Genomic DNA, 18170 nt, shown 5'->3' with positions numbered 1-18170 from the left:
TGGCGGGGGAGCCCCGTAACCGGGAGGCGTGCCATAACCGGGCGGGGGCGGATAGCCCGAGCCGTGATTTCCGCCCTGGGCGTCGGCCGGGTTGCCTGGATATTCTGGGGGCTGGCTCATAGCCGTCCTAGTGGTCTCGGGTTCGCGCTTGGTCGGTACGCGCGCTGAACTTAGCAAACCGGAACCTAACAAAGAAGAGTCGAAGGCGCACGGGCCGAAGCGTGTTGGACGCGATCGAGTGGTATGCCTGAAATCGTGTCCGATGGTCTATTCGAGGTCCCCGGCGCATCGGCGACGAGCGGCGATGACCTGACCCCGCCGGCCGGTGCGCCCCTGGCGGTGCGAATGCGGCCGGTGTCCCTGGACGAGGTGGTGGGCCAGGACCACTTGCTGGCGGCCGGGTCGCCGCTGCGCCGTCTGGTCGAGGGGTCGGGCGTGGCGTCGGCGATCCTCTACGGGCCGCCGGGAAGCGGCAAGACCACCCTGGCCGCCCTGGTCTCCCAGGCAACGGGCCGGCGGTTCGAGGCGCTGTCGGCGTTATCGGCCGGCGTCAAGGAAGTCCGGGCGGTCATCGATGTGGCTCGGCGCGGGCTCCTGCACGGCGAGCAGACGGTGCTGTTCATCGACGAGGTGCACCGCTTCTCCAAGACCCAGCAGGATGCGCTGCTGTCGGCGGTGGAGAACCGGGTGGTGCTATTGGTGGCCGCGACCACGGAGAACCCGTCGTTTTCGGTGGTGGCCCCGTTGCTGTCGCGATCGCTGATCCTGCAGCTGCGGCCGCTGACCGCCGACGATATTCGCACCGTGGTGCAACGCGCCATCGACGACCCACGCGGATTGGGCGGACGGGTCTCGGTGGCACCTGATGCGGTGGAGCTGCTGGTGCAACTGGCCGCCGGCGACGCCCGTCGGGCGCTGACGGCGCTGGAAGTGGCGGCCGAATCGACCGAGGCGGTGACGGTCGAGACGATCGAGCAGTCCCTGGACCGGGCCGCCGTGCGTTACGACCGCGACGGTGACCAGCACTACGACGTGGTGAGCGCGTTCATCAAGTCGGTGCGCGGCTCCGACGTCGACGCCGCGCTGCACTATCTGGCCCGCATGCTGGTCGCCGGGGAAGACCCGCGGTTCATCGCGCGCCGGCTGATGATCCTGGCCAGTGAGGACATCGGCATGGCCGATCCGACGGCGCTGCCGCTGGCCGTCGCCGCCGCGCAGACCGTGCAATTGATCGGCATGCCCGAGGCTCAGCTGACGTTGGCGCACGCCACCGTGCATCTGGCGACCGCACCGAAGTCGAACGCGGTGACGACGGCGCTGGGTGCGGCGATGGGCGACATCAAGGCGGGCAAGGCCGGTTTGGTGCCGGCGCACCTGCGCGACGGGCACTATTCGGGTGCGGCGGCCCTGGGCAATGCCCAGGGCTACAAGTATTCCCACGATGACCCCGATGGCGTTGTGGCCCAACAGTATCCGCCAGATGAGCTGGTTGGTGTGGATTACTATCGGCCCACCGGCCGCGGCGGCGAACGCGAGATCGGCGGGCGCCTGGAGCGGCTGCGGGCGATCATTCGCGGAAGCCGCCGAGGGTGAAGCTAGCCTCACGTTGGGTGCCGAGCGTGAAGCTAGCTTCACGCTCGGCATAGCGCTTTGAGCCTCAGACCAGCTCGGGCACCCGCAGGTGAGCGATCGCCAGCTCGAACTCGGCCACATCGACCATCTCGGCACCCAGATCCCGCACCCGCCGGCTGCGCAGCTCGGTGGCCTCGTCGCGGTTGCGGGCCATCGCGTCCATGCTGTCGAACGTCGAGCACGACACCGCACGCCGGCAGGACGGGTGGTCGACCATCATGCTGGCGCTGCAGAACCCGTCGAGCTGCTCGAGCTCGGGAAGAACGCAGGTCCGGTAGAAGTCGAGGGAGCGGCTGAGCTGGTCGGGTACCACCTTTAGCCAGGTAGCCCGCACGCAGGCCCCCTGATGCGAGTGGTGATCGCGGTGCATCAGCGCGATGTCCCACTCTTCGACCTTGGCGCTGCCGTCGAACATCAGGCCCGCGTGGTCGCGCATGGGGGCCACCCGCTGCGCGCTGGCGCGCATGGCGGCCAGCGACTCCCACGCGCTGGTGGCGATGCATTTGCCGGACTGTCGGTCGACCAACAACGACAACCCGACGCACCCGTCGATTTCCAGCAGGGCGGGCATTACGACATCGCGAACATGCGCAATTCCGATGTCCACCGACAAGGGTTGCGCCTGGATGGTGGTAGAGCGTGCGTACACGATCGGCCCCTCCTCTGTCGGGGCAGCGCCCCGGTGGCGCCACCGGTCTCACCGAATACCTTCCTCCTGCCGATTGGCCCTGGCAATGCTTCTGTTGCGACGGATTGGCCGCGCGATAAGCGCCCACCGTAGGCTGGACCGGATGGAAACCGATGTGCTGGACGTGGACACCTCGCGTCGCCGAATCGTCGATCTGACGGACGCGGTGCGTGGTTTTTGTGCCCGGCACAGCGACGGGCTGTGCAACGTATTCGTCCCACACGCGACGGCCGGGGTGGCGATCATCGAAACCGGCGCCGGTTCCGATGACGACCTGGTGGAGACGTTGGAACGGCTGTTGCCGCGCGACGACCGCTACCGGCACGCGCATGGTTCACCCGGCCACGGCGCCGACCACGTGTTGCCGGCATTGGTGGCGCCGTCGGTGACGGTGCCGGTCTCGGGTGGGGAGCCGTTGCTGGGCACCTGGCAAAGCGTCGTCCTGGTCGACTTGAACCGGGACAATCCGCGGCGGTCGGTGCGGTTGAGTTTCGTAGACGGATAGGTTTACCGAACCCACGGACTAAGGAAGCGACGAGAGTGCAAACACACGAGATCAGGAAGCGGTTCCTTGATCACTTCGTGAAGGCGGGCCACACCGAGGTGCCCAGTGCTTCGGTGATCCTCGACGACCCCAACCTGTTGTTCGTCAACGCCGGGATGGTCCAGTTCGTGCCGTTCTTCCTGGGCCAGCGCACGCCGCCCTACCCGACGGCCACCAGCATCCAGAAGTGCATCCGTACCCCGGACATCGACGAGGTGGGCATCACCACCCGGCACAACACCTTCTTTCAGATGGCCGGCAACTTCTCCTTCGGCGACTACTTCAAGCGCGGCGCCATCGAGTTGGCCTGGGCCTTGCTGACCAACCCGGTCGCCGCGGGCGGCTACGGCATGGACCCCGAAAAACTATGGGCCACAGTCTATCTCGACGACGACGAGGCGGCGGGCCTGTGGCAGGAGGTCGCGGGCCTGCCGGCCGAGCGGATCCAGCGCCGCGGCATGGCCGACAACTACTGGTCGATGGGCATCCCCGGGCCGTGCGGCCCGTCGTCGGAGATCTACTACGACCGCGGGCCCGAATTCGGCCCTGAGGGCGGTCCCGTCGTCAACGAGGACCGCTATCTCGAGGTGTGGAATCTCGTGTTCATGCAGAACGAGCGCGGCGAGGGTACCACCAAGGAGGACTACGAGATCCTCGGGCCGCTGCCGCGCAAGAACATCGACACCGGGATGGGCGTCGAGCGGATCGCCCTGGTCCTGCAGAACGTGCACAACGTTTACGAGACCGACTTGCTGCGTCCCGTCATCGATCTGGTGGCCGCACAAGCGCCCCGCGGATACGACGTCGGCAATCACGCCGACGACGTGCGCTACCGGATCATCGCCGACCACAGCCGCACCGCCGCGATCCTGATCGGCGACGGCGTCAGCCCCGGCAACGACGGCCGCGGGTACGTGTTGCGCCGGTTGCTGCGCCGGGTGATCCGCTCGGCCAAACTGCTGGGTATCGACAGCCCGATAGTCGGCGACCTGATGGCCAAGGTGCGCGACGCGATGGGCCCCTCCTATCCGGAGTTGGTCAACGACTTCGAGCGGATCAATCGCATAGCCGTCGCCGAGGAAACCGCGTTCAACCGCACACTGGCCTCGGGTTCCAAGTTGTTCGACGAGGTGGCCGGTGCCACCAAAACCACAGGCGCCACCGTGGTTTCGGGTTCGGACGCGTTCACCTTGCACGATACCTACGGGTTCCCGATCGACCTGACATTGGAGATGGCCGCCGAAGCCGGCCTTACGGTCGACGAGGCGGGCTTCCGGGAGTTGATGGCCGAACAGCGCCGCCGCGCCAAAGCCGATGCGGCCGCACGCAAACACGCGCACGCCGACCTGACCGCCTACCGCGAACTGGTCGATGCCGGCCCAACCGAGTTCACCGGATTCGAGGAATTGAGTTCCGAGGCAAAGATTCTCGGCATTTTCGTGGATGGCAAGCGGGTTCCGGTGGTCTCGCATTCCGATAGCGCCGAGGCTGACCGGGTAGAGCTGGTGCTCGATCGCACGCCGCTGTATGCGGAGTCGGGCGGCCAGATCGCCGACGCGGGAACCATCAGCGGAACGGGTTCCGGCGGCAGCGCGAAGGCCGCCGTCACCGATGTGCAAAAGGTCGCCAAAACGCTTCATGTACACCGGATCAACGTCGAATCCGGGGAATTCGTCGAGGGCGACACCGTGGTCGCAGCGGTGGACCCGGGCTGGCGCAAGGGCGCCACACAGGGACATTCCGGCACCCACATGGTGCACGCCGCCTTGCGGCAAGTGTTGGGGCCCAACGCCGTTCAGGCCGGCTCGCTGAACCGGCCCGGGTATCTACGCTTCGACTTCAACTGGCAGGGGCCGCTCACCGAAGACCAGCGCACCCAGATCGAAGAAGTGACCAACGAGGCGGTGCAGGCCGATTTCGAGGTGCACACCTTCCTCGAGCGGCTGGACCGGGCCAAGGCGATGGGCGCGATGGCGCTGTTCGGCGAGGCCTATCCCGACCAGGTGCGGGTGGTGGAGATCGGCGGTCCGTTCTCGCTGGAGCTGTGCGGCGGGACCCACGTGCACAACTCCGCGCAGATCGGTCCGGTGACCATCCTGGGTGAGTCGTCGATCGGTTCTGGGGTGCGCCGGGTAGAGGCCTACGTCGGGCTGGAGTCGTTCCGGCACCTGGCCAAGGAGCGGGCGCTGATGGCCGGACTGGCGTCGTCGCTGAAGGTGCCGTCCGAGGAGGTGCCCGGCCGGGTGGCGAACCTGGTGGAGCGGCTCAGGGCCGCCGAAAAGGAACTCGAACGCGCACGCCTGGCCAGCGCCCGGGCCGCTGCGACCAATGCCGCCGCGGGAGCCGAGCGCATCGGTAACGTCCGGCTGGTGGCCCAGCGCATGTCCGGCGGGATGAACGCGGCCGATCTGCGTTCGCTGGTCGGCGATATCCGCGGCAAGCTGGGCAGTGATCCGGCGGTGGTGGCGCTCATCTCGACAAGCTCAGAAGGCGAAAGTGCAACCGTCCCCTACGCGGTCGCAGCCAATCCCGCGGCCCAGGACCTGGGGCTACGCGCCAACGACCTGGTCAAACAACTGGCCGTGGCGGTCGAGGGGCGCGGGGGCGGCAAGCCGGACCTGGCGCAGGGCTCGGGCAAGGATCCGACCGGTATCGACGCCGCGCTCGATGCGGTGCGTTCCCAGATCGCAGAGATAGCGCGGGTCAGCTGAGTGGTTGAACCGCAGCGGGGACCCGGACGGGGGAGAATCCTGGGCATCGACGTCGGCAAGGTGCGCATCGGCGTGGCGTGCAGCGACCCCGATGGCGTCCTGGCAACCCCGGTGGAAACCGTGCGCCGCGACCGCACCGGCAAACACCTGCGCCGGTTGGCCACGCTGGCCGCGGAGCTTGAGGCCGTCGAGGTGATCGTCGGGCTGCCGCGTACGCTGGCCGACCGGATCGGCCCGTCGGCGCAAGATGCGATGGACCTGGCCGGGGAGCTTGCGCAGCGGATCGCTCCGGTACCGGTACAGCTCTCCGACGAGCGTCTGACGACGGTGAGCGCACAGCGGTCGCTGCGGGAGGCCGGCATCCGCGCCCGCGACCAGCGTGCGGTGATCGACCAGGCGGCGGCGGTGGCGATACTGCAAGGCTGGCTGGATCAACACCGCGCCGGGGCGGGCTCCGATGTCTGACGACGCACGAACGTCCGACGATGCGGGGCACCGCCGTGCCGAGCCGGTAGCGGTTGCACCGGCCCGGCACCGCAAGACCCGCGCCGACCGTAAGCGCGCCCAGCGAATCCGCCGGCGCCGGCGAGTCGCCGGCGGATTCGCGGTGGGGTTGCTCGTCGTGATCGTGGTGGCGGCCGTCTTCCTGGGCGCGAAAGTATGGCACTTGATTTCCGGTTCCGATGACGACTACGCCGGAAACGGCAAGCAAGACATCGTGATTCAGATACAGGCGGGCGACTCGACCACCGCGGTGGGGGAGACGCTGCACAACAAGGGAGTGGTGCGCACCGTCCGGGCCTTCGTCGACGCCGCGCACGGCAACGCGGCGATCTCGTCGATTCAGCCTGGCTTCTACCGGATGCGCACCGAAATCCCGGCGGCCGACGCGGTCACGCGGCTCGCGGACCCCAAGAGCAGGGTGGGCAAGCTGGTGATCCCGGAGGGACGCCAGCTCGACGACACCACCGACATGAAGACCAACAAGCTCAACCCCGGGATCCTTACTCTTATCTCCAAGGCCACCTGCGTGGATCTCGACGGCAACCATCGCTGTGTGTCGGTGGCCGACCTGCGCACCGCGGCAGGCAAGGCCACCCCGGCGATGTTGCAGGTGCCGCCGTGGGCGGTGCAGCCGGTGATCGAGCTGGGCGATGACCATCGCCGGATCGAGGGACTGATCGCGCCGGGGACGTTCAACATCGACCCCGCTGCCTCGGCCGACAGCATCCTGGCGGCCCTGATCAGCGCGGGAGCCGTGGAGTACACCAAGTCGGGGCTGGTGGACACCGCCAAGGCGCTGAGCCTGTCGCCCTACGACATCCTGGTGGTGGCGTCGCTGGTGCAGCAGGAATCCAACGTGCAGGATTTCTCGAAGGTCGCCCAGGTCATCTACAACCGGCTGCACGAGCACCGCACCCTGGAATTCGATTCGACGGTGAACTACCCGCTGGATCGCCGTGAAGTGGCGACCAGTGACGCCGACCGGGCGCTGCGCACCCCGTGGAACACCTACGTGTCCGAGGGATTGCCGGCCACTGCGATCTGTTCGCCGGGGGTGGACGCGCTACGGGCCGCTGAGCACCCCGAGCCGGGGGACTGGCTGTACTTCGTCACCATCGATGCCCAGGGGACCACGTTGTTCACCCGCGATTATCAGCAGCATCTGGCCAACATCGAACTGGCCAAGCGCAACGGTGTATTAGATAGTGCACGCTAGACGGGCAGCCGTTCTAGGCTCGCCGATCGCACACTCCCGCTCCCCGCAATTGCACCTGGCCGCCTACCGCGCACTGGGTCTTAACGACTGGACCTACGACCGCATCGAGTGCAGCGCCGAGCAACTGCCCGGCGTCGTCGGCGGGTTCGGACCGGAATGGGTGGGCGTTTCGGTCACTATGCCGGGCAAGTTCGCGGCCTTGCGCTTCGCCGACGAACGCACCGCCCGTGCCGAGCAGGTGGGTTCGGCAAACACCCTGGTACGTACGCCGCGCGGCTGGCGGGCCGACAATACTGACATCGACGGCGTCACTGGCGCGCTGGGTGCGGCGTCGGGGCATGCCCTGGTGTGCGGGTCGGGCGGCACCGCGCCGGCGGCAGTGGTCGGGTTGGCCGAACTCGGTGCCACCGGTATCACCGTGGTGGCGCGCAATCCGGATAAGGCGGACCGATTGGTCGAGTTGGGTGCGCAGGTCGGGGTGGCGACCCGGTTCTGCGGCCTGGATGACCCCGGCCTGGCCGACGAGGTGGCGGCCGCAGAAGTGTTGATCAGCACCATTCCGGCCGACGTGGCAACGCGCTACGCCGATACCTTTGCGGCGGTTCCGGTGCTGTTGGACGCCATCTACAACCCCTGGCCCACCCCGCTGGCCGAGGCCGTGGCGGCTTCGGGTGGCCGGGTGATCAGCGGCCTGCAGATGCTGTTGCATCAGGCCTTCGCGCAGGTCGAGCAATTCACCGGGCTGCCCGCGCCGCGAGAGGCCATGACTTGCGCATTGGCGGAACTGGATTAGCCTGCCGCGCATGCGGATTGGGACGGCTGGGCTGATCTTGGCGTGGTTCGCGCTCTTGAGTGGCTACGACATCCGGCAACGCCGGCTGCCCAATGCGCTGACGCTGCCGGGCGCGGTGCTGGTGCTGCTCGGTGCCGCCGCCGCCGGCCGCGGCTTAGCGGCGATGGCGGGTGCGGCCGTACTGGGCGGGGTCTATCTGCTGGTGTACTTGCTGGCGCCGGCGGCCATGGGCGCCGGCGACGTCAAGCTGGCGATCGGGGTGGGCGGGCTCGCCGGTTGCTTCGGTATCCAGGTGTGGTTTCTGGCGGCGCTGGCCGCGCCGCTGCTGACCGTGCTGGTGGGCGTGGGGATGCGATGGCGCGGCATGCGAACCGTGCCGCACGGCCCGTCGATGTGCCTGGCCACCGCGGGAGCGGCGGCGCTGATTTTGCTGACATGAGGGATTCGTCCTGACCGGGGTTCTAACCGGACTGGCCGGCCGCTCCCGCAGTGCCAGGGGTGCCGGCGATGCCGTTGGGGCCGGGCTGGCCGACGAATATTCCGCCACCGCCGGCCTTGCCGCCCGCGCCACCGGTAGCTCCCTGGATTTGTCCCGCAGCGCCTCCGCCGCCGCCGGCTCCGCCGGTGCCGGTCGCCGACGTGCCGCCGTCACCGCCGACACCGCCGTTGCCGCCGTCACCGCCGTCCGCGCCGGCGCCGCCGTTACCGCCTGGGCGGCCGTAACCGCCATCGCCGCCCTGGCCATCCGACGTCGCTGTGTTGGTCGCGTTGCCGCCGTTGCCGCCGCTGCCGCCGTTGCCGCCGGCGCCGCCGGTGCCCGAGCCCAGGGCGTTACCGCCGGCACCACCGGCGCCGCCTTGGCCGCCGTCGCCGGCGTCGCCGGCGTCGCCGCCGTTGCCACCGAGATGGTTGCCGCTGCCCGACTGGCTGTCGCCCGCGTTGCGGTGGTAGGTGACGTTACTGCCGGGGTTGCCGCCGGTGCCACCAGCGCCGCCGTTGCCACCTGCCCCGCCGTTGCCCGTCCCGTGGGCAACGCCACCATTGCCGCCCGCACCGCCGTTGCCGCCGGTGCTCGCGGCGCCGCCGTTGCCTCCGTTACCGCCTGAGCCGTCGCCCTGGGCGCTGACCCAGCCGCCTTGCCCGCCGACGCCGCCCCACCCGTTGTATTGGTAGTCGCCGAGGGAGCTGTGTGCGATTGTTGCGGTTCCGCCCCGGCCGCCATTGCCGCCGTTGCCGCCGTTCCCGCCGGTCGAGCCGCCTTCGCCGCCGGCACCGCCGGCGCCGCCCGTGCCGTAATAGGCCCCATCCGAGGCGTTGCCGCCGTTGCCGCCGTTGCCGACTCCGTATGCGATGCCGCCGCCGCCGCCGAGGCCGCCGGAACCCGCTCCAGCCCTGAACCCTGGGGCGCCGGCCTGGCCGCCGTTGCCGCCGTTGCCGCCGTTGCCGAAGACGGAGCCGCCGGCTCCGCCGTTGCCGCCGGCCCCGCCGTTGCCCCACTGCCCGACGGCACCGGCGTTCCCGCCGTTGCCGCCATTGCCGGAAACCGAGCCGCCCGAGCCGCCGTAGCCGCCGCTGTTCGCATTGCCGGCCCAGCCGCCGTAGCCGCCATTGCCGCCGGTTCCGCCGTTGCCGGTGGCGCCACCAGCGCCGCCGTTGCCGCCAGCCCCGCCATTGCCGGCCGCTGCGGAGGCGCCCGCGTTTCCGCCATTGCCGCCGTTGCCGTTCTGGCCGGCGATACCTCCGTCGCCAGCCCTATTGCCAAGGCCGCCGCCCCAGCCGTTGCCGCCGGTGCCGCCGTTTCCGCCGTTGCCGCTGCCATTTCCGGCTCCGCCATTGCCGCCGGCTCCGCCGTTGCCGCCGGCGCCAATGCTTCCGCTGGCGCCGCCGTTGCCGCCGTCGCCGGAGACAGACCCGCCGGCTCCGCCGTTGCCACCGTTGCCGCCCACCCCGGGTGCGCCCCCGGTGCCGCCGATGCCACCGTTGCCACCGGTTCCGTTAAGAGTGGTGGCGGCGCCGCCGGCCCCGCCGTCGCCGCCGTCGCCGCCGGCGCCAACGTTGCCGCCGGCTCCGCCGTCACCGCCGTGGCCGCTCGCCCCGCCGTTGCCGCCGTTGCCGCCGTTGCCGCTGGAACCGCTGCCCAGCGTCGCGGTGCGGGTCTGACCGTGGGCGCCGATCCCGCCATCGCCGCCGGCCCCGCCGGTGCCACCGCCGGCCCCGGCCCCGCCGTTGCCGCCGTCGCCGCCGGCGCCGACGTCCCCGCCGGCTCCCCCGTTGCCGCCGTTTCCTGTCCCGATGCCGTTGCCGCCGTTGCCGCCGGCACCGCCGGTTCCGCCGCTTCCACCCTTGCCGCCGGCGCCGCCGCCGCCCGCACCCAGGGCACTGCCGCCTTGCCCGCCGGTACCGCCCGCGCCACCCGCCCCGCCGGCGCTGCCGTTGCCGCCGGAGGTGCCTGCGGCACCCGCATTGCCAGAACCGCCACTGCCGCCCGTGGTAACACCGACGCCGCGCGCTGTGGTTGCATTGCCGCCGGCGCCGCCGGCGCCACCCGTGCTGCCGGCGGCCACCGCCGCGGTCCCGTCGCCACCATTGCCGCCGAGGGCGGTGCCGTTGAAGTCGGCGACCGTCGCCGCACCACCGGCGCCGCCGGCAGCGCCAGCACCACCGGCGATCGAGGCGCCGCCGTTGCCGCCGGCACCGCCCGTGGCGACAACACTCGTACCGCTGTTTGATGTTGCGCTGGCACCTTCGCCGCCGGTTCCGCCCGTGGGAGTCAGGACACTGCCGGACGTGCCTGTCCCGCCGGCCGCGCCCGTCTGGCTGCCCGGCCCAACGACGTCCGCGGGGCTGGTGCCGGGGCTGGCAGCGGGCCCGGCGGTGGGGTTGACGCCCGTTGCCCCGGCTAGTCCAGCGCCTCCGGTGCCGCCGGCCCCACCGGCGCCCATTAGACCGGCGTTGCCGCCGTTGCCCCCCATAGCTCCAATGCCGCCGTTGATGCCGGCCACGCCGACGCCACCGGTGCCGCCACTACCGCCGTTGCCGTACAGCCACCCACCCGCGCCACCCGCGCCGCCGGCGGCACCAGCGCCGCCCGTTCCTCCGGCTCCGCCGTTGCCGAGGAGGCCGGCCGCGCCACCGGCACCCCCGGGCTGGCCAGCGGCGCCGGCCGCGCCGTTACCGCCGTTACCGAACAACAACCCGCCCGCTCCGCCGGGCTGCCCCGGCGATGTCCCGTTGGCGCCGTTGCCGATGATCGGACGTCCCAACAGCGCCTGCGTCGGCGCATTTACCACGCTCAGCACACCCTGCTCCAGCGCTTGTAAGGGTGACGCGCTGGCAGCCTCGGCGGCGGCATATGACGTCGCGCCCGCGGCCAGCGCCCGCACGAACTGCTCGTGAAAGGCCGCCGCCTGACTGCTGAGAGCCTGGTAGCCCTGCGCATGCACACCAAATATCGACGCGATCGCCGCCGATATCTCGTCGGCCGCCGCGGCCACCACCCCCGTCGTCGGCAGCGCCGCCGCCGCGTTGGCCGAGCTGATCGCCGAGCCGATATCCGCCAGCTCGTTTGCCACCGCCGACACTGTTTCCGGCACCGTGACCACAAACGACATGCCCAATCTCCCATCCAGTGAAGGACTTCCCAGCGATGAGCGCCAACCGCCGGGTTCGGACGAACAGCGACAAGCAGCAGCGTATGCCCAAACGTTGTTTTCCATCGCAACTCTGGGCGACTCATCAAATCCCGCAGTTTGCAAAGGAACTGAGCTGTTGACGGCTTTCGCGAATTTCCTGCGCGAAGACAACCGATCCGATAACGTGCGTTATGGGTCGGGGGGCCCACAATCTTTACGGCCACGTTTGTGGGGTACCATGCGCGTTCGGCTTCTGATCGCCGTAGCAGCAGCTTCGGTAACAGCGTTGGGCGTTGCGCCGGGACTCTTCGTCAACGAGTCGATGACGCTGGCCAACTGCGGTAGCGGCTATTACCAAAACTCGGACGGGAAATGCATACCTCGCCCCACACCCGGTTCGCCGGGCGGCGGCGCTCCACCAGGAGCGACAGCGATCTGTCGCGACGGCGATTACTCGTTCAGCACGCACCACTCGGGCACCTGCTCGGGTCACGGCGGCGTGCAGCAGTGGATTACGAATTAAGCGCCCATCGAAGCCGAAGTAAGCGCGCCTGCCCCTTAGGGCGGACACTTACCAGATGAACTCCAACCAGCAGACGACGTTCGACCTCGGCACCAGCCTTGCGCCGTATGCCAGCGCGATCATCTTCTTTTGGCTGCTGAGCGCGATCGTGGCGGCTGCGGTTGCGCCGCGCGGACGGGAAACGACGTTCTTTTTTCTCACCCTGGTGTTCCTTGGTCCGCTAGGCGTGGGATTCGCTGCCGTCGCAGCACCCCGCGAACCCGACACCGCGATGCCTGGCCGTGCGGGTCTGGTCTGTCCTCGTTGCGCGGCCACCCAATACATCAAGGCTGGAGCGCAAAGCTTCGACTGCTGGCGCTGCGATCAGAGTGTGGACATCGAATATCCCCGATTCGGCGGTCCGCGCGTGGAAGCCGCTGCCAAGACGAAGATCCCAGAGGGCCGACGCAAGTTCATCTGCCCGCGTTGCGGCGCGGCCCAGAACGTCCCGGAGAACGACTCGAGTTATGAGTGCTGGCAATGCGGCGACCATCGGGTTGTCCAGTCCAAAAAGATTGCCAAAGCGGCAAAGACGAGTCCACAAACCAAGTCGGATAAGTAAGCCCTCGCAGCCGACCAAGTAAGGTTGCCCGATGGCCGAATCCGATCTCGTGTTGTACAGCGTCAGCAACCGCGTCGCGCTGATCACCGTCAACGACCCGGACCGCCGCAACGCAATCACCGAGAAGTCCTCGGCCCTGCTGCGCGCCGCGGTGGAACGTGCCGAGGCCGACGCCGACGTCCACGCGGTGGTGGTAACCGGTGCGGGCAAAGCCTTCTGCGCCGGGGCAGACTTGAGCGCCCTGGGCGGCGCCGGGGCCGGCACCGAAACCGAACCGGGATTGCTGCGGATCTACGACGGATTCATGGCCGTCGGCAATTGCAGTCTGCCGACTATCGCTGCGGTCAACGGCGCCGCCGTCGGCGCCGGTCTGAACCTCGCCCTGGCCGCCGACTTGCGCATCGCCGGGCCCGCGGCGTTTTTCGACCCTCGATTCCAGAAATTGGGTATCCATCCCGGCGGGGGTGCAACCTGGATGCTGCAGCGAGCGGTGGGGCCACAGGTGGCCCGCGCGGCGTTGCTGTTCGGAATGCGCTTTGATGCCGAAGCCGCGGTGCGGCACGGGCTAGCGCTCACGGTCGCCGACGATCCCGTCACCGCTGCCCTGGAACTGGCCGCCGGACCCGCCGCGGCTCCGCGCGAGGTCGTGTTGGCGACCAAGGCCACCATGCGCGCCACCGCCAGCCCGGGTTCGCTGGACAACGAACAGCATGAGCTGGCCATGCGCACCGAAATCGGTCCGCAGGCCAAATCGCTGCAATCTCCCGAATTCGCGGCCCGATTGGCTGCCGCGCAACGCCGGTAGCCGACTATAGGTCCAACAGCGCGGTCTCGGGCGATTCGACGAGATCGCGCAGCTCACATACGAAATTGGCCGCCTGGGCACCGTCGGCAACGCGGTGGTCGAACACGCACGTCAGAGTCATCGTCGGTCGCACCACCACTTCATCACCGATCGCGACTGGGCGCGGCTTGATTGCCCCCATGCCCAGGATCGCCGCTTCGGGGTGGTTGATCACCGGCACACCGTCGTCGGCACCTAGTGCTCCGAAGTTCGTCACGGTGAACGTCGAACCTTGCAACTCCCCTGGCATCAGACTGCCCACACGCGCCCCGTCGATCAATTCTGTTGCCCGGCATGCCAACTCGCGAAGTGTCTTGTTCTGAGCGTCGTTGATCACCGGAACCAACAGCCCGCGTTCGGTGGCCACGGCGAAGCCCAGCCGGACGTCGCGATGCACATGTATCTGTGGCCCGTCGACTGAGTCGACCCACGTCGAGTTGAGAATCTCGTTGTGCTTCAGCGCAATAATCAACAGACGCAACGTCAACACGAACGGCGTGATCTCCGGCAGGGCAGGACGAAGGCGGTCACGCAACCGCAGCAGTTCGGTGCACACAACTTCGACGCTCACCTTGGCTGCCGGTATTTCCCTGTGTGACAAGGTCATTTTCTCGGCCATGCGGGCCTGCACGCCGCGGACCGAGCGCACGTCGACGCCGCCATCCTGCGCGGCCGCCAGGACGTCGGCTCGGGTAATGACCTTGTCGCCGCGCTGCAGTGCGGTCAAGTCGACCAGCAGCTCCTTGGCCAGCTTGCGAGCCGGCGGCGCCGCCCGTGGCCGGCTTACCCGCCGGCTCGTATCTATGTCGGAGTCGGCGCCGTAGCCGACCAGTGTGGGCACCGCGGCTTGCCCGTTGGGCCCGGCGGACGCAGCGCGCGCAGCAGGCGCAGAAGACGCAGAAGACGCAGCGGGATCGATGCGCACCAATACCGCCCCCACTTTGATCACATCGCCTGGCGCGCCGCCCAATTCGACGATCCGGCCGGCATAGGGGCTTGGAATCTCGACCTCGGCCTTGGCGGTTTCCACCGAACACAACGTCTGGTTGAGTTGCACCTCGTCGCCGACGGCAACCGCCCAATAGGTCAGCGTCACCTCTTCCAGACCCTCGCCGAGGTCGGGAACCCGGAATGACTTGACCCGGTCGTCGGCGCTCATGGCAGGGCCAGTGCCCGCTCGACGCAGTCCAGCAACCGGTCGGGGCCGGGTAGCCACAGCTTCTCCAGCCGCGCTGGCGGGTAGGGAGTGTCAAAGCCGCAGGCGCGCAACACCGGAGCTTCCAGCTCGTAGAACATCTCTTCCTGGATGCGCGCGACCAGACCAGCACCATAGCCCACGCTGCGCGGCCCCTCGTGCATGACGACGCAACGCCCGGTTCGACGGATCGACGCGGCGACCGTGTCGAAATCCAGCGGAACAAGCGATCGCAGATCGATGACCTCCATGCTCCAGCCACGTTGCCGCTGAGCCTCTTCCGCGGTGGACACCGCGGTGCCGACCAGACTGCCGTACGTTACGACGGTCACGTCGGTACCCGGCCTGCGTACCATCGCTTGTCCGATCGGAGGTTGGGGCGCAGTGGTATCGACGAATCCACGACCCTGATAGCGCCGTTTGGGCTCCAGATAGATCACCGGGTCCGGGCAGGCGATGGCGTCTCGCAGCAACCAATACGCGTCGCCGGGATTGGACGGGACCACGACTTTCAGGCCTGCGGTGTGCGCCCAATAGGCCTCGGTGGACTCCGAATGATGTTCGGCCGCACCGATTCCGCCGAATGACGGGATCCGCACCGTCACCGGCATATTCACCTCACCACGGGTGCGGCTGCGGTACTTGGCCAAATGGCTGACCACCTGATCGAAGGCGGGGTATGAAAAGCCGTCGAACTGAATCTCGGGCACCGGGACAAAACCACGCAGCGCCAGTCCGACGGCGATACCGATCAATGCGGACTCGGCCAGCGGGGTGTCAAAGCACCGCTGCGCGCCGAAGGTTTCGGCAAGCCCCTCGGTCACCCGGAACACCCCGCCCTCGACGCCGACGTCCTCACCGAACACCAAAACCCGGTCGTCAGCGGCCATCGCGTCATGCAGCGCACGGTTGATCGCGGCGACCATGGTCAGCTGCTGCGCCGCACTGGCCACCGGCAGCGTGAGCGTTTCGTCCGAACGAGCGGGGGGATCGATGATCTGCGTCATGTCGGCCTGCTCACTCGGTCCTGGCCAGTTCGGCCCGCAGCTGTTGTCGCTGCGCTTCCAGACCGGGCGTGATCTCGGCGAACACCGCGGTGAACACGTCGTCGACATCGAAATCGGTTGCGCCGAAAACCGCGTCGCGCAGTTCGGTGCGAGCCCGCTTCCCATGGGCGGCCACCCGCTCCGCCAAGCGCTCTGACCACAATCCTTGCGTTTGCAGGTAGGTGCGATAGCGCGGAATCGGATCCAGCTCCGTCCAATGCTGCACTTCCTCCTGGCTGCGGTAGCGGGCCGGGTCGTCAGCGGTGGTGTGCGGCCCGAGGCGATAGGTGACCGCCTCGATCAACGTCGGTCCGCCGCCGCCGCGGGCGCGCGCGGCGGCCTCGGCCATCACCGCGTAGCACGCCAGGACGTCGTTGCCATCCACCCGGACACCGGGCATCCCGTAGCCGATCGCCTTATGTGCGATCGAGGGTGCGGCCGTCTGCCTGGACACCGGCAGCGAGATGGCCCACTGGTTGTTCTGCACATAAAAGACACAGGGCGCATTGAATACGGCCGCAAAATTCAGCGCCTCATGCACATCACCCTCGCTGGTGGCGCCGTCGCCAAGGAATGCCACCGTTACCGAAGCCTCACCGAGACGTTGTGCCGCCATGGCCGCGCCGACTGCATGCAAGGCCTGGGTACCGATCGGAATCGACATCGGGGCACAGCACTTCTTGGTGAATTCCAGGCCGCCGTGCCAGGTCCCGCGCCACGCCGCGCCGACATGCCCGGGCGGGATGCCGCGTACCAGGTAAGCACCCAGCTCCCGGTATTGCGGGAACAACCAGTCGGTCTTGAGCAACGGAGCCGCCGCACCGATTTGTGCGGCTTCCTGACCCCGGCAAGACGCAAAAAGCGCCAATTCACCTTGGCGCTTCAGGTTGATGAACTCGATATCCAGCTCGCGAGTGACCACCATCATCTCGTAGAGCCAGCACAGCGTCTCCGCGGGAAGATCGTGCCGATAGCGGTGTTCGGCGGTAGATGTGCCATCCGGAGCGATGAGTTGCACCGGCTCGAGGTCGACAGTCATCGGCTTTGGAGAATTCTCCGCCATACCGCCTCCCAAGTTCGGAGCCACAACGCGGTCACGCCGTCAGCAGATGCCGTCCTTCCGGTAACGAATCACCAGTCAACTGCGTTCCATCCTTCGCGTCGGCACCCGCGGTGCGGCGACCACAGCAAATTCCCGGCCGGGAACAACCGCGAGCCGAAGTCGATCGCCAGTTGCTCGAAAGACTTCGCTCGCCGCAACACTGGCGCTGTTGCCCATTATGCCCCCAAATGCGAAGACACCGCGGCGAATCGCGGAACCGCAAAGACCGTGTCGAATCTGTTATGGATACTCCGCCGCCGCGGCACCGAGAGAGCCCGCGCAGGACACCGGATCCAGCGAACCAGCAACCGTCAGTCGGAAACGGGTTCCCCGGCCCTGCGCAACATCATTTCGGCATGCCGTAGCACCGGCGCATCGACCATCTGCCCTTCGAACGCGAACACCCCACGCTCGTTTCGGGATGCGGCCAGCACCCGTCGCGCCCAGTCCAGCTTCTCCTCGGCGGGCCGATATGCCTTGCGCACCACCGGAACCTGGCTGGGATGGATGCAGACGGTTACATCGAAACCCACCGTCGCGGCGTCGACCGCCTCGGCTTGCAAGCCTTCGATATCGCGGATGTCCAGGTGCACGGCGTCCAGGGCAAGCCGCCCGAACGCCGAAGCCGCCAGCAGAATCACCGACCGGACGTGTCGAGTGACATCCCGATAGGCGCCGTCGGCACGGCGGCTGGAGCTGCCGCCGAGGGTGGCGATGAGGTCCTCGGCGCCCCACATCATCCCTACGGTGTTGCCGGCGGCGGCGATTTCGGAGGCGAACACGGCTCCGCGCGCGGTCTCCACCAACGCGATGACATCGCGCGGGGCAAGCCCCGTCACCTGCGCCGCGGACTCGGCCTTAGGCAGCATCAGTGTCGTGTATCGAGTACCGGCCAAGGCCTCCAGATCGCGGGCCTGATCATCGGTGCCGCCGGCGTTGATCCGCACGATGGTGCGTTCGGGATCCAGGGGCGTGTCCTGTAGGGCTTTGCGCGCGGCCGGTTTCTCCGCCTCGGACACACCGTCTTCGAGGTCGAGGATGACCACGTCGGCGGCAGCGGCCGCTTTGGCGAACCGCTCGGGGCGATCGGCCGGGCAGAACAACCACCCGGGGCCGGCATCACGCAGGCTCATCGTGTC

The 18170-nt window shown here is 68.4% G+C and carries 16 protein-coding genes; 10 read left to right on the top strand and 6 right to left on the bottom strand.

The genetic code is table 11. From position 1 onward, the window contains the following. Positions 1-243: 243 nt before the first annotated feature. Positions 244-1593 (top strand): replication-associated recombination protein A, encoded by a 1350-nt coding sequence (locus AWC27_RS17095; RefSeq protein ID WP_085671554.1) that lies wholly within the window; start codon positions 244-246, stop codon positions 1591-1593. Positions 1594-1657: 64 nt separating this feature from the next. On the opposite strand, the gene AWC27_RS17090 is transcribed toward AWC27_RS17095, so the two are convergent. Beyond that, entirely contained in the window at positions 1658-2281 is a 624-nt protein-coding gene (locus AWC27_RS17090; RefSeq protein WP_085671553.1) for a hypothetical protein, read from the bottom strand. A gap of 154 nt (positions 2282-2435) precedes the next feature. Between AWC27_RS17090 and AWC27_RS17085 the strand changes: the two genes are divergently transcribed. Genes AWC27_RS17085 through AWC27_RS17060 form a run of 6 tightly spaced genes read left to right on the top strand, consistent with a single transcriptional unit; the run spans position 2436 to position 8527 of the window. Beyond that, positions 2436-2825, top strand: coding sequence for a secondary thiamine-phosphate synthase enzyme YjbQ (locus AWC27_RS17085; RefSeq protein ID WP_211281655.1), 390 nt, complete (start codon positions 2436-2438; stop codon positions 2823-2825). 35 nt (positions 2826-2860) lie between these two features. Further along, positions 2861-5575, top strand: a complete 2715-nt coding sequence (gene alaS, locus AWC27_RS17080) for an alanine--tRNA ligase (RefSeq protein WP_085671551.1) — start codon at positions 2861-2863, stop codon at positions 5573-5575. Continuing rightward, positions 5576-6040: a Holliday junction resolvase RuvX gene (ruvX, locus tag AWC27_RS17075; protein ID WP_085671550.1), complete on the top strand. Its 465-nt coding sequence runs from the start codon at positions 5576-5578 to the stop codon at positions 6038-6040. Beyond that, positions 6033-7295, top strand: a complete 1263-nt coding sequence (locus tag AWC27_RS17070; RefSeq protein WP_085671549.1) for an endolytic transglycosylase MltG — start codon at positions 6033-6035, stop codon at positions 7293-7295. The genes ruvX and AWC27_RS17070 overlap by 8 nt, the downstream gene beginning before the upstream one ends. Continuing rightward, positions 7285-8088 (top strand): shikimate dehydrogenase, encoded by an 804-nt coding sequence (locus AWC27_RS17065; protein ID WP_245847207.1) that lies wholly within the window; start codon positions 7285-7287, stop codon positions 8086-8088. Before AWC27_RS17070 ends, AWC27_RS17065 begins: the two co-directional genes overlap by 11 nt. Before the next feature lie 10 nt (positions 8089-8098). Next, the gene (locus AWC27_RS17060) at positions 8099-8527 is read left to right on the top strand and encodes a prepilin peptidase (RefSeq protein ID WP_085671547.1); all 429 of its coding nucleotides are present in this window, start codon (positions 8099-8101) and stop codon (positions 8525-8527) included. A 22-nt stretch (positions 8528-8549) separates the two neighbouring features. On the opposite strand, the gene AWC27_RS32805 is transcribed toward AWC27_RS17060, so the two are convergent. Next, positions 8550-11699, bottom strand: coding sequence for a PE family protein (locus AWC27_RS32805; protein ID WP_169726809.1), 3150 nt, complete (start codon positions 11697-11699; stop codon positions 8550-8552). A 259-nt stretch (positions 11700-11958) separates the two neighbouring features. On the opposite strand from AWC27_RS32805, the gene AWC27_RS17040 reads away from it, so the two are divergent. The 3 genes from AWC27_RS17040 to AWC27_RS17030 are packed head-to-tail and all read left to right on the top strand — an operon-like array spanning position 11959 to position 13649. Further along, positions 11959-12243 (top strand): DUF3761 domain-containing protein, encoded by a 285-nt coding sequence (locus tag AWC27_RS17040; protein ID WP_085671580.1) that lies wholly within the window; start codon positions 11959-11961, stop codon positions 12241-12243. Between the two features lie 55 nt (positions 12244-12298). Continuing rightward, positions 12299-12844 carry a hypothetical protein gene (locus AWC27_RS17035; RefSeq protein ID WP_085671546.1) on the top strand — a complete coding sequence of 182 codons (546 nt, stop codon included), beginning with the start codon at positions 12299-12301 and terminating at the stop codon, positions 12842-12844. Between the two features lie 31 nt (positions 12845-12875). Beyond that, positions 12876-13649, top strand: a complete 774-nt coding sequence (locus AWC27_RS17030) for an enoyl-CoA hydratase (protein ID WP_085671545.1) — start codon at positions 12876-12878, stop codon at positions 13647-13649. Between the two features lie 4 nt (positions 13650-13653). On the opposite strand, the gene AWC27_RS17025 is transcribed toward AWC27_RS17030, so the two are convergent. The 4 genes from AWC27_RS17025 to AWC27_RS17010 all read right to left on the bottom strand — a co-directional run bounded on the left by AWC27_RS17025 (position 13654) and on the right by AWC27_RS17010 (position 18164). Further along, positions 13654-14847: a dihydrolipoamide acetyltransferase family protein gene (locus AWC27_RS17025; protein WP_085671544.1), complete on the bottom strand. Its 1194-nt coding sequence runs from the start codon at positions 14845-14847 to the stop codon at positions 13654-13656. After that, on the bottom strand, positions 14844-15890 hold the full coding sequence (gene bkdB, locus AWC27_RS17020) for a 3-methyl-2-oxobutanoate dehydrogenase subunit beta (protein ID WP_085671543.1): 1047 nt from the start codon (positions 15888-15890) through the stop codon (positions 14844-14846). Before bkdB ends, AWC27_RS17025 begins: the two co-directional genes overlap by 4 nt. 10 nt (positions 15891-15900) lie before the next feature. Continuing rightward, entirely contained in the window at positions 15901-16992 is a 1092-nt protein-coding gene (gene pdhA / locus AWC27_RS17015; protein WP_085671542.1) for a pyruvate dehydrogenase (acetyl-transferring) E1 component subunit alpha, read from the bottom strand. Between the two features lie 350 nt (positions 16993-17342). Further along, the gene (locus AWC27_RS17010; RefSeq protein ID WP_085671541.1) at positions 17343-18164 is read right to left on the bottom strand and encodes an HpcH/HpaI aldolase/citrate lyase family protein; all 822 of its coding nucleotides are present in this window, start codon (positions 18162-18164) and stop codon (positions 17343-17345) included. Between the last annotated feature and the right edge of the window lie 6 nt (positions 18165-18170).

The sequence above is a fragment of the Mycobacterium szulgai genome (genome assembly GCF_002116635.1).
GTDB classification, from domain to species: Bacteria; Actinomycetota; Actinomycetes; order Mycobacteriales; family Mycobacteriaceae; genus Mycobacterium; species Mycobacterium szulgai.
The sequence above is the reverse complement of the archived record's forward strand: the minus strand, read 5'-3'. Positions and strand labels throughout refer to the sequence as shown.